Raw genomic sequence first — 11,039 nt, 5'->3', positions numbered from 1 at the left:
GATGGTGGTGCGCGGCCATAGAGCGTTGACCGCGACGCCGGCGGACCGGAACTCTCCGGCGAGGCCGAGCACCGCCAGGCTCATGCCGAATTTCGCCATGGAATAGGCGGTATGCGCCGCGAACCATTTTTCCTTCATGTCGAGCGGCGGCGAGAGCATCAGCACATGGGGATTGGTCGCCCTGGCGAGATAGGGAAAGGCCAGTTTGGCGGTCATATAGGAGCCGCGCGCATTGATCTGGTGCATCAGATCGAACCGCTTCATGTCGATCTGCTGGCTGCCGCCGAGCGCAATGGCGCTGGCGTTGTTGACGACAATGTCGATCCCGCCGAAATGCGACGCCGTCTGCGCCAGAGCCTGCGCCACTTGCTCCTCCTCGCGCACGTCGACGGTCAGCGGCAAGGCGCGGCCGCCGGCGTCCTCGATCTCCTTGGCGGCGGTGAAGATCGTGCCCGGCAGTTTGGGATGCGGTTCGGCGGTTTTCGCCGCTATGGCGATATTGGCGCCGTCGCGGGCGGCGCGCAGCGCGATGGCGAGGCCGATGCCGCGCGAGGCGCCGGTGATGAACAAGGTTTTTCCGGCGAGACCGGCCATGGAATCCTCCCATTTTGTTCGGCGGCGTCAGCCCGCCTGTTTGCTCTTGTTGACAAAGGCGGCGAGCGCGGCCTGCGCCTGTGGCGAGGCGAGGGCGGCGCGAAAGGCGTCAAGCTCCACGTCGATCCGGGTGAGGATCTCGGCCTGATCGCCGCGCAGGAAGCGGCGCGCGGCCAGCAGAGCGGCGCGCGGCTTGGCGGCGAGCTTGGCCGCCTTTTCCCGGGCTGTGCCGAGCAGGACGTCGGACTCCACCACGGCGTTGATCAGGCCGGCCTCGCGCGCCTCCTCGGCGGAAAAGCTGTCGCCCGCCAGCAGCCAGGCGCTGGCGCGGGCCATGCCGGCGCGCCGCGGCAGCAGCAGCGAGGAGCCCGCCTCGGGCAGCAGGCCGAGATCGACGAAGGGCAAGGCGAAGCGGGCGGCGGGCGTGGCGTAGACCAGATCGCAATGGAGCAGCAATGTGGTTCCGACACCGACCGCGAGTCCGTCGACGGCGGCGACGATCGGCTTGGGGAAAGCGGCGATCGCGCGGATGAAATCCGCCGCCGCCATTTCCCCGCCGCTCAGCGCCGCGATGAAATCGCCAATGTCGTTGCCGGCGGAAAAGACGCCGCCGGCGCCGGCGATCAGCACGACGCCGATTCCCTCGTCACGCGCGGCCTCGCTCAAGGCGTCGGTCAGCGTCCGATACATGGCGTTGGTCAAAGCGTTTTTCTTGGCGGGCCGGTTGAGCGTCAGCTCCAGCACGGCGCCGCTGCGGGCGATTTCGACATCCGCCATGGTTTGGCTTCCTCTCCCTTGCTTCGCGCGCATTCTGGCGCCATGTGCATGACCGAAGCGCATGACGCGAATGGCGCATGACGCGAATGCGGCGGCGATATTGTTCATAAGTGAACCATTTTTGTCGACCGCCGTCAAACAGGATTGGCGGATTGAACAGGGAAGACAAGCGGAATACGCGGCTGCTGGCGGCGGGGCCGGCGGGAATGGTCGAGGCGGCGGCGATCTTGCGCGGGGGAGGGCTGGTCGCCTTTCCGACCGAGACGGTCTATGGCCTCGGCGGGCTGGCGTCCAACCCGCGCGCGGTCGCGGGTATTTATCGCGCCAAGGGGCGGCCGAGTTTCAATCCGCTCATCGCCCATGTCGCCGATGTGGCGGCGGCGCGGCGCGAGGGGCGATTCGACGCGCGGGCGGAAAAGCTCGCCGCCGCCTTCTGGCCCGGTCCGCTAACCCTGGTGCTGCCTTTGGCCGAGACCGCCAGCGTCTGCGATCTCGCTCGCGCCGGTCTTGACAGCGTGGCGCTGCGCATTCCCGCCAATCAGGCGGCGCGTGGGTTGATCGCCGCCGCCGGAGGCCCGGTGGCGGCGCCCTCCGCCAATATTTCCGGCCATGTCAGCCCTGCGACGCCGGCCCATGTGCTGGCCGATCTGTCCGGCCGCATCGACGCCGTGCTCAATGGCGGGGCCTGTCCGGTCGGGGTCGAATCGACCATTGTCGCGTTGCTCGACGACAGTCCGCGCCTGCTGCGGCCGGGCGGCGTCCCGCGCGCCGAGATCGAACGCGTTCTGGGCGAGCCTTTGGCTGGCGTTGAGGTGGAGGACGAATCCGCCGCGCCGCGCGCGCCCGGCCTGCTGGCCTCGCATTATGCGCCGCGCGCGGTGGTGCGGCTCAATGCGGATTCCTTGTGGGAGGGCGAGGCGGGGCTGGATTTCGGCGGGCGTTTCGCCGGCGCGCCGGCCAAGGTGCTGGATCTTTCGCCGGAGGGCGATCTGGCCGAGGCGGCGGCCAACCTGTTCACCATGTTGCGTGCGCTCGACGCCAGCGGAATCGCCCATATCGCGGTCGCCGCAATTCCCGACGAAGATCTGGGCGAGGCCATTAACGACCGCCTGCGCCGCGCAGCCGCGCCTCGCGCGGGCGCCGGCCCTGCAGCAGCTTGAATTTGGTTCGGACTTGACCCATTTTGGGCGGCATGAATCAGATCAGTTGGGATGATTTCCGCCTCGTGCGCGGCATTGCCGAATCCGGCTCGCTGGTCGGCGCGGCCGCCGCGCTCAATCTCAATCATTCGACCGTGTTCCGGCGGCTTGGCGCGCTTGAGGCCATGATCGGCGCCAAATTGTTCGAGCGCTCGCGCAACGGCTATTCCGCCACCGCAGCCGGACAGGAAATGGTGTCCCTGGCCGAGCGCATGGGGCGCGACGTCACCGATTTCGAGCGCCGCATCGCGGGGCGCGACGAAAAGCCCTCGGGCCTGCTGCGCGTCACGACCAATGACGCCTTGTTCAATTACGTGCTGGCGCCAATCCTCGCCAGCTTTCGCAAGGCCTTTCCCGAAATTCAGCTCGATGTGCTGGTCACCAACCAGTCGCTGAACCTGTCGCGCCGCGACGCCGATATCGCGGTGCGTTCGACCTATGCGCCGCCGGAGACGCTGGTCGGACGGCGTATCGGCTCCTCGGTCTGGGGCCGCTATGTCTCGCGGACGCTTTATGAAGCCGGCTTCGATCTCGCCGACGAGAGCCATCCCTACATCGCGTTCAATGAGCATTTCGGCGGCGTGGACGTATTCGACTGGATCGAGAAGGAAATCCCACCGCATCGCATCGCCATGCGTTGCAACACCACGGTTGGTCTCGCGCAATGTATCGCGCAGGGAGTGGGGATCGGCTTCCTGCCGCGCTTCATCGGCGACCAGCACCCGGAACTGGTCTGCACCGACGAGCCCATGGCCGGACGCGGGGCGGTGCTGTGGCTGCTGACCCATCCGGACCTGCGCCATGCCGCGCGCGTGCGCGCCTTCATGGACCACGCCGGCGCGCAACTCAGCCGCCGCCGCGCCGTGCTGGCCGGGCCCGGCAACGGCCACGACGAGTAAATCCCTTCTCCCCTTGCGGGAGAAGGCAGCGGCGTCAGTCGCCGGATGAGGGGTTGGTTCCTGCTCTTGGCGTCCCCCTCATCCGTCTCGCGGCGCGTGGCGCCGCGATCCACCTTCTCCCGCAAGGGGAGAAGGGAGCGCTGGCGCCTTCGGGTCGTTATTTCTCACTAGGATCGAGCGTCGCCTAATCGATCTCGACGATCACCCTGCCGCGCACCTTGCCCGCGAGAATGTCCGTCGCGGTGTCGATGGCCTTGTAGAAGCCGATGGTCGTGCTGAGTTCGGCCAGCTTGGTCTTGTCGAGATCGCGCCAGCCGCTCCCAGGTTTCCAGCCGCGCGGCCTTGGGCTTGGTCACGCTGTCGATGCCGAGCAGGGCAAATCCCTTCTCCCCTTGCGGGAGAAGGTGGCGCCTTCAGGCGCCGGATGAGGGGGCGATTCTCGCGCTTGAAACCCCTCATCCGTCTCGCGGCGCGTGGCGCCGCGATCCACCTTCTCCCGCGAGGGGAGAAGGGAGCGCTGGCGCCTTCCGACGCTGTTTCTCACGAGGAGCGGCGTAACGCCTAATCGATCTCGACGATCACCCTTCCGCGCACCTTGCCCGCGAGAATGTCGGTCGCGGTGTCGATGACCTTGTAGAAGCCGATGGTCGTGCTGAGTTCGGCCAGCTTGGTCTTGTCGAGATCGCGCGCCAGCCGCTCCCAGGCTTGCAGCCGCGCGGCCTTGGGCTTGGTCACGCTGTCGATGCCGAGCAGATTGACCCCGCGCAGGATGAAGGGCGCGACGCTGGTCGGCAGATCCATGCCCTGCGCCAGGCCGCAGGCCGCGACCGAACCCTCATAGGAGGTCTGCGCCAGCACATTGGCCAGCGTATGCGAGCCGACCGCGTCCACCGCCGCCGCCCAGCGCTCCTTGCCGAGCGGCTTGCCGGGCGCGGACAGTTCCGCGCGGTCGATGATTTCCGTCGCGCCGAGATATTTCAGGAAATCCGCCTCCTCGGGGCGTCCGGTCGAGGCGATCACTTTCCAGCCGGCGGTGGCCAACAAGGCGACCGCGATCGAGCCAACGCCGCCGGCCGCGCCGGTGACCAGAACGGGGCCGCGATCGGGCGTCAGGCCCTGTTTCTCCAGCGCCAGAACGGCGAGCGCCGACGTATAGCCGGCCGTGCCGATCGCCATGCTCTGCGCGGCGGTAAATCCCTTGTGGAGCGGCACCAGCCAATCGCCCTTGACGCGCGCCTTTTGCGCATAGCCGCCGAAATGGGTTTCGCCGACGCCCCAGCCGTTCAGCACCACCGCATCGCCCGGCTTGAAATCGGGATGAGACGAGCTTTCGACCACGCCGGCGAAATCGATGCCGGGGATCATCGGAAAGCGGCGCACCACCGGCGATTTCCCGGTAATGGCGAGGCCGTCCTTGTAATTGACGGTCGAATGGCTGACGCGCACCGTGACGTCGCCGTCCATCAATTCGGATTCGTCGAAATCCGAATAGGTCGCGCGATAGCCCGACGAATCCTTGTCGACGCGAATGGCCTTGAAGTGGGTCATCTGGCCTCCTCGGCCCCGAAAGCGGGCCTTGCCAATTTCTAGACGATCAGTCTAAAATAATTTCATGCAAATGGTCAATCCGCCGCCGCGCAAACGCGGGCGCCCGCCGAAGCAAGATCCGGATTTCAATTCGACCCGCGAGTCCATTTTGCGCGCGGGTGTGGCGGCGTTGACGGAAAAGGGCTTTGGGGCCTCAGGGCTGGACGAGATCCTGCGCAAGGCGCGGGCGCCGAAGGGCTCGTTCTACCATTATTTCCCCTCGAAAGAGGCGTTCGGCGCCGAAGCCATCGAAAGCTACGGCGCTTTTTTCGCCAAAAAGCTCGACCGTCATTTGCTGGATGAGAGTCTTGCGCCGCTCGACCGGCTGCGCGCTTTCATTGCCGACGCCGAACAGGGCATGAGGCGGCACGATTTCCGGCGCGGCTGTCTGGTCGGCAATCTCGGGCAGGAGATGGCGGCCTTGCCCGAACGGTTCCGCGACCAGCTCAACGCGGTCTTCATGGATTGGGAGCGGCGGCTGGCGGCCTGCTTGAGGCTCGCTCAGGCGAAGGGCGAAATCGCCGCCCGCCACGATTGCGCGCGGCTGGCGCATTTTTTCTGGATCGGCTGGGAAGGCGCCGTGCTGCGCGCAAAGCTGAGCCGCAGCGCCGAGCCGCTGCTGCTGTTCGCGGAGGGCTTTTTCGCCCTCCTTTCCGCTTAGAGCACCTTGCCCGGATTGAGCGTGTTGTGCGGGTCGAGCGCGGTTTTGAAGCGGCGCATGACATCCATCGCCACGCCGGTCTTGACGGTGGGCAGCAGCTCGCGCTTCAGCACGCCAATGCCATGTTCGGCGGAAATCGAGCCCTTCATCCGGGTCACCACGGCATGGACCGCCTCGTTCAACTCCTCCCAGCGTTCCAGATAAGCGGCCTTGTCGGCGCCGAGAGGCTGGCTGATGTTGAAATGGATATTGCCGTCGCCCAGATGGCCGAACGGCACGGGCCGCGCGCCGGGAATGGTCTTTTCCACCACCGGAATCGCCTCGGCCAGAAAAGCCGGCACCGAGGCCACCGGCAAGCACACGTCGTGCTTGATCGAGCCGCCCTCGAATTTCTGCATTTCCGAGAGATTTTCACGCAAGGCCCAGAACGCCTTGCGCTGGTCGAGCGAGGCCGCGACCGCCGCATCCTCGATGATTTCCTGTTCGAAAGCGGCTTCCAGCAGCGCCATCAGCTTGTCGTTGAGGCCGGATTCCGACTGCGAGGCCAGTTCCAGCAGCACATACCACGCGTGCGGGCTGTCGAGCGGCTCGCGCGCGCCGGCCGAATGCTTGACGACGATCTCGACGCCGAAGCGCGACATGAATTCGAAGGTCTTGAGGTCCGCGCCGGCCATGTTCTGGGTCAAGACCAGCAGGTCGAGGCATTTTTCCGGGCTGGCGAGGCCGATCAGCGCGGTCTCCACCGCGCGGGGGCGCGGATAGAGCTTGACCACGGCGGCGGTGATGACGCCCAAGGTGCCTTCGGAGCCCATGAAGACATGTTTCAGGTCGTAACCGGTATTGTCCTTGCGCAGCTTGGACAGGTTGTCGAGCACCGAGCCATCGGCCAGCACCACTTCGAGGCCGGTGACGAGGTCGCGCGCATTGCCATAGGCGAGCACCGCCGTGCCGCCGGCATTGGAGGCGAGATTGCCGCCGATGGTGCAGGAGCCTTCCGACGCCAGCGACAGCGGAAACAGCCGGTCGACGCTTTCGGCGGCCTCCTGCACTTTCTGCAGGGTCACGCCAGCCTCGACGATCATGGTGTTGGAGGCGGGGTCGATCTCGCGGATCTTGTCGAGACGGCCGAGCGAGAGCAGGATTTCCTTGCCGGTCTGGTCCGGGATCTGGCCGCCGACCAGGCCGGTATTGCCGCCCTGCGGCACAATCTTCAAGCCATGCTTGTCGGCGAAGGCGCAGATCGCCGCGACCTCTTCGGTCGAGCCCGGGCGCACCACGCAGGCGGCCTTGCCATGCCAGAGATCGCGCGGCTCGGTCATGAAGGCGTCCATGTCCTGCGGCGTCGCAAGGACATATTTCCCGCCGACGATTTGCGCGATTTGCGCGGCGGTCTCAGCGGGAGAAAGCTCAGTCATTGCCATCCGTTTCATTTCTGGCCCGGCTCAGCCGAGCAGGCGCCGCTTGCGCGCGGGCTTCGCCGCCGCCTTGCGGAACACTCCGACCAGCTCGACATGGGGCGAATAGAGGAATTGGTCCACCGGGGTCGCCTTTGTCAACTCATAGCCGCCGGCGATCAGGATTTTCGCGTCGCGGGCGAAGCTCTGCGGGTTACAGGATACGCCGACGACCGTCGTGACTGCGCTTTTCGCCAGTTCGTGGGCCTGTTTCTCGGCGCCGGCGCGCGGCGGGTCGAACACCACGGCGTCGAAACGGTCGAGTTCAGTAACCAGAAGGGGTCGGGCGAACAGATCGCGGACCTCGCCGGTGAGCGATCGCAACCCTGTCGCGGCGCGCCCGCCGCGCAACCCGGCGGCAAGCGCTTCCGCCGCACCTTCGATGGCGGTGACGTCGCTGGATTCCGCAATGCGCAGGGCGAATGTGCCGATGCCGGCGAACAGGTCGGCGGTCTTTTTCACGCCTCCCAAGGCGTCACGCACCAGCCCGGCCAGAGCCTCTTCGCCTGCCGCCGTGGCTTGCAGGAAAGCGCCGGGCGGCGGTGTGACGCGTGCGCGGCCGATCGCGATTTCCGGCGGCCGGCGCTCGATCAGCGGGACGCCATGATTGGACAGGCGGGCGAGATCGAGCGCTTGCGCGGCGGCGATCAGAGCCTGCGTCCGGTCGAAATCGAGCTGGCCGCAGCCGCGAAAATCCAGATCGAGGCCGTGCAGGCTGGCGGTGACGACCAGATCGAGCGGCTTTTCCAGCGGCGCCAGAATTTCCGCCACGCGGCGGGCGGCGGGCAGGGCGTCGACCAGGTCCGGCGCGAGGATCGGGCAGGCGTCGAGTTCGTAGATGCGATGGCTGCGCGCCTCCATGAAGCCGACATGCGGGTTGCCGCGCTGGTCGTTGCGCGAATGGAACGCCACGCGGCGGCGGCCGGCGCCCCATGCGGCGACCAGCGGCGCGACCTCGGTCTCGACGCCGGCGTTGCGGAGCGCCTCGACGACAAGGCCGCGTTTCCAGTTCTCATAGGCGGGCAGCGCCAGACTCTGCACGGCGCAGCCGCCGCAGCGGGTGAAATGCGGGCAGGGCGCGGCGACGCGGTCGGGTGAGGCGGTCAGCACTTCGACCAGCTTGCCGCGATCGCCGTCGACTTCGGCGAGGATTTTTTCGCCCGGCAGCGCGAAAGGCGTGAAGATCAGGCCGCGCGGTCCCCGGCTGACGCCCTCGCCGCGCGCGCCGAGCTTTTCGATGTCGAGATGGGCGTTGAGATCGATCATGGCCGGCGCGCCCCCAACAGAAATTCCACATTGCCGTCGCCGCCCTCGATGGGCGAGGGGATCAGGCCGATAATGCGCCAGCCGAGGCCTTCGACCAGCGCCGCGATCCTTTGGCAGGCGCGCTCGCGGGCCTCGATGTCGCGGACGACGCCTTTCTTCACCAGTTCCGGGCCGACCTCGAATTGCGGCTTGATCAGCAGGACGGCCTCGGCCTGCGGCGCGGTCAAAGCGAGGATCGGCGGCAGGATTTTCTCCAGCGAGATGAAGCTGACATCGCAGACCAGCAGCGCCGGCGGGGCGGGCATATCGCCGGCTTCGAGCGAGCGGGCGTCGTGCTTTTCCAGCGAAGTCACCCGTGGGTCGGAGGCGACAAGCGGATGAAGTTGGCTGTGGCCGACATCGACGCAGGTGACATGCGCCGCGCCGCGCGTCAGCAGCACATGGGTGAAGCCGCCGGTCGAGGAGCCGATGTCGAGCGCCTGCTTGCCGGCAGGGTCGAACGCGAAGGCGTCGAGCGCCGCCGCCAGCTTGACCCCGCCGCGCGACACCCAGGGATAGGGCGCGCTCGCATCGAGCCGCGCGTCATCGGCGACCGGCTCGGACGGCTTGGCGACGGGGCGTCCGTCGAGCATAACGAGCCCGGCCTCGATCGCCTCGCGCGCCTTGGCGCGGCTGGCGAACAGGCCGCGTTCAACCAGAGCGATATCGGCGCGACGGATCATGCGGCGTGCAACTCATGCCAATGTCTAGGCGCGCGGACAGTCGCGCGCATGGCCTTGGGGGCCGCGTTGCGGGTAGCATAGAAGGCGAAAGGCCGAAAGAGCGAGTTCAAGGCGGGAGGGCGCCATGCTGGTCGAGAAATTTCGTCAGATCCTGTTCTGGCCGCTGCAATTGATGCCCCTGGCGGAGAGCGGCGACGTGCATTGGCGCCAGCTCGACGGCGACCCCAACTGGATGCTGCTTGATGACGATTTTCCGTCCGATCCTGCACAATATCAGGAGCGGCATTATCGGGAATTCGTCTCCTTCCTGCCGCATGTCCAGCGCTTTCTCTATGGCGAGCGCTCGAAATCCACGCGCAGCTATGGGGAATCGCCGCTGCTGGTCTATCGCCGCACCGATATCAAGGCGGTGCGGATGCGGGCGCCGGGCGATGCGGATTTCCGTGTCTTCACGGTCGAGCACGCCGATGTCTTCTTCTTCTACGACGCCGATGTGATGATTCCGGTGATCGAGATTTCGGCGGAAAACATCCCGCTCGATGCGGCGATGGAGACGATCAACCGGTTCGGCCGCGCCTATCCGGCGGGATGGAGCGAGAGCGGCGAGCCGGCCAATTGTTTCGAGCGGGTGGAATGGCTCGACGCCCGTGGCGCGCCGCTCGCCGCGGCCGATTATACCGACCGGCTGAAATTTTACAGCGCGGTCAGCCGGACCCAGACCATCGAAATCGCCGCGCATTGGGCGTTCATGTTGCGGCCGATGGCGCTGAATCGCGCCGGGGCGCCTGGCGCCGTGCGCTACCGGCCGCTCGAATATCACCGCATGCCGATGATGACCTATCTGGCCGTGAAGGACCCGGCCAGTCTGACCCGCGCCGAATTCGCCCGGCTGGCGTTGGCGGCGGTTCCGGCGGAACGGGACGATTTGCCGTTGTCATCGATCTATCTCGCCGATTTTGAGCGCGTTCATTGCTACGATCGCTATTTCGACCCCAGCCGGACCGATCCGGACTGGCCGAACATGCGCATCATGTGCACCCAGCAGGCTTTGGTGATGATCGGCCGCGCCGGCGATCGCGGCTTTGTCGACGCAGAGCGGGGCTTCCTCGGCCAGTTCCGGCATCAATTCTTCATGCTCGGCCTGATCGCGCATTTCCACCGCGCTGCGATCCTGATGATGTCCAACCGGCTGGTGGAGGTGATCGGCCGGTTGGAAAGCCATGACAGCCGTTCCGTATCACGGTTCCGGCATGATATTCGCCTGATTTCGGCGACCTTCCTGCGCTTCACCCATCGCTATTATTTCTGCGAAGTGTCGGATCAGGCGATCCTGCGCGACGTGTTCCGCCTCTGGAAAGGCCAATTGCGCACCGACGCTCTGTTCAAGGAATTGCGGGAGGAGGTCAACGATATGGAGGCCTTCATGGAGGCCGATCTGCTCCGCCGTCAGGCGGTGACCATCCTGCAACTGACCGTGGTGACGCTGTTCAGCCTGATCGGCACCATCACCACCGGCTTCCTCGGCATGAACCTGTTCAACCACGCCGATCTGCCGACGTTTGATCGAATCGTGATCTTTCTGGCGGTCTTCATCCCGTCGACCGTGCTGACCTTCTATACGGTGATGAAATCGCGCCGCCTCGCCCATTTCCTCGACATTCTCGCCATGGAGAAGGTCAGTTGGCGCACGAAAATGCGCGCCTTCGCCGCTGTCTGGGACGGGCGGCGCGAATTGCCGGTGGAATGAAAAGAAAACCCGGGGTTTTGCCCCGGGTCGCTTCAGGCGCGGCTCACGCCGTTTTCGCGGCGGCGGCCGGGCGGCCGAGCGCCTCGAACACTTTGGCGACAATGCCTTTGGCGTCGAGCCCGGCCCTGGCGTA

General features: G+C 66.1%; 10 protein-coding genes. 4 read left to right on the top strand and 6 right to left on the bottom strand.

Annotated elements, in window-relative coordinates; genetic code table 11:
* On the bottom strand, nucleotides 1-594 hold a 594-nt coding region (locus ACE3S9_RS07990; RefSeq protein WP_374545913.1), incomplete at its 3' end, for an SDR family oxidoreductase.
* 27 nt (nucleotides 595-621) lie between these two features.
* On the bottom strand, nucleotides 622-1,371 hold the full coding sequence (locus ACE3S9_RS07985; protein WP_374545912.1) for an enoyl-CoA hydratase-related protein: 750 nt from the start codon (nucleotides 1,369-1,371) through the stop codon (nucleotides 622-624).
* A 206-nt stretch (nucleotides 1,372-1,577) separates the two neighbouring features.
* Between ACE3S9_RS07985 and ACE3S9_RS07980 the strand changes: the two genes are divergently transcribed.
* Nucleotides 1,578-2,531: an L-threonylcarbamoyladenylate synthase gene (locus tag ACE3S9_RS07980; RefSeq protein ID WP_374545916.1), complete on the top strand. Its 954-nt coding sequence runs from the start codon at nucleotides 1,578-1,580 to the stop codon at nucleotides 2,529-2,531.
* A gap of 32 nt (nucleotides 2,532-2,563) precedes the next feature.
* Complete coding sequence (locus ACE3S9_RS07975; protein ID WP_374545911.1) at nucleotides 2,564-3,469, top strand: LysR family transcriptional regulator; 906 nt, start codon at nucleotides 2,564-2,566, stop codon at nucleotides 3,467-3,469.
* A 561-nt stretch (nucleotides 3,470-4,030) separates the two neighbouring features.
* Here ACE3S9_RS07975 and ACE3S9_RS07970 read toward each other — a convergent pair.
* Nucleotides 4,031-5,017: an MDR family oxidoreductase gene (locus ACE3S9_RS07970; protein ID WP_374545910.1), complete on the bottom strand. Its 987-nt coding sequence runs from the start codon at nucleotides 5,015-5,017 to the stop codon at nucleotides 4,031-4,033.
* Nucleotides 5,018-5,081: 64 nt separating this feature from the next.
* Here ACE3S9_RS07970 and ACE3S9_RS07965 point away from each other — a divergent pair, with 64 nt between their 5' ends.
* Entirely contained in the window at nucleotides 5,082-5,717 is a 636-nt protein-coding gene (locus tag ACE3S9_RS07965) for a TetR/AcrR family transcriptional regulator (RefSeq protein WP_374545909.1), read from the top strand.
* Here ACE3S9_RS07965 and ACE3S9_RS07960 read toward each other — a convergent pair.
* From ACE3S9_RS07960 to ACE3S9_RS07950, 3 genes are all read right to left on the bottom strand, one after another.
* Nucleotides 5,714-7,138, bottom strand: coding sequence for an FAD-binding oxidoreductase (locus ACE3S9_RS07960; protein WP_374545915.1), 1,425 nt, complete (start codon nucleotides 7,136-7,138; stop codon nucleotides 5,714-5,716). The two genes, ACE3S9_RS07965 and ACE3S9_RS07960, sit on opposite strands and share 4 nt — an antisense overlap.
* Nucleotides 7,139-7,159: 21 nt before the next feature.
* On the bottom strand, nucleotides 7,160-8,032 hold the full coding sequence (locus tag ACE3S9_RS07955) for a class I SAM-dependent RNA methyltransferase (protein WP_374545914.1): 873 nt from the start codon (nucleotides 8,030-8,032) through the stop codon (nucleotides 7,160-7,162).
* A gap of 401 nt (nucleotides 8,033-8,433) precedes the next feature.
* The gene (locus ACE3S9_RS07950; protein ID WP_374545908.1) at nucleotides 8,434-9,159 is read right to left on the bottom strand and encodes a TlyA family RNA methyltransferase; all 726 of its coding nucleotides are present in this window, start codon (nucleotides 9,157-9,159) and stop codon (nucleotides 8,434-8,436) included.
* 124 nt (nucleotides 9,160-9,283) lie between these two features.
* Between ACE3S9_RS07950 and ACE3S9_RS07945 the strand changes: the two genes are divergently transcribed.
* Nucleotides 9,284-10,906, top strand: a complete 1,623-nt coding sequence (locus tag ACE3S9_RS07945; protein WP_374545907.1) for a hypothetical protein — start codon at nucleotides 9,284-9,286, stop codon at nucleotides 10,904-10,906.
* Nucleotides 10,907-11,039 lie beyond the last annotated feature (133 nt).

Origin of the sequence: Rhodoblastus sp. (assembly GCF_041915505.1) — a bacterium.
Taxonomy (GTDB): Bacteria; Pseudomonadota; Alphaproteobacteria; order Rhizobiales; family Beijerinckiaceae; genus Rhodoblastus.
Note: the sequence above shows the minus strand (reverse complement) of the source record. Positions and strands in the feature narration are given on the sequence as shown.

Excerpts from the sequence above, each read along its gene's own strand:
- ACE3S9_RS07985 (WP_374545912.1), bottom strand. The coding sequence starts at position 1,371 with ATGGCGGATGTCGAAATCGCCCGCAGCGGCGCCGTGCTGGAGCTGACG.
- ACE3S9_RS07980 (WP_374545916.1), top strand. The coding sequence starts at position 1,578 with ATGGTCGAGGCGGCGGCGATCTTGCGCGGGGGAGGGCTGGTCGCCTTT.
- ACE3S9_RS07975 (WP_374545911.1), top strand. The coding sequence starts at position 2,564 with ATGAATCAGATCAGTTGGGATGATTTCCGCCTCGTGCGCGGCATTGCC.
- ACE3S9_RS07970 (WP_374545910.1), bottom strand. The coding sequence starts at position 5,017 with ATGACCCACTTCAAGGCCATTCGCGTCGACAAGGATTCGTCGGGCTAT.
- ACE3S9_RS07965 (WP_374545909.1), top strand. The coding sequence starts at position 5,082 with ATGCAAATGGTCAATCCGCCGCCGCGCAAACGCGGGCGCCCGCCGAAG.
- ACE3S9_RS07960 (WP_374545915.1), bottom strand. The coding sequence starts at position 7,138 with ATGGCAATGACTGAGCTTTCTCCCGCTGAGACCGCCGCGCAAATCGCG.
- ACE3S9_RS07955 (WP_374545914.1), bottom strand. The coding sequence starts at position 8,032 with ATGGAGGCGCGCAGCCATCGCATCTACGAACTCGACGCCTGCCCGATC.
- ACE3S9_RS07950 (WP_374545908.1), bottom strand. The coding sequence starts at position 9,159 with ATGATCCGTCGCGCCGATATCGCTCTGGTTGAACGCGGCCTGTTCGCC.
- ACE3S9_RS07945 (WP_374545907.1), top strand. The coding sequence starts at position 9,284 with ATGCTGGTCGAGAAATTTCGTCAGATCCTGTTCTGGCCGCTGCAATTG.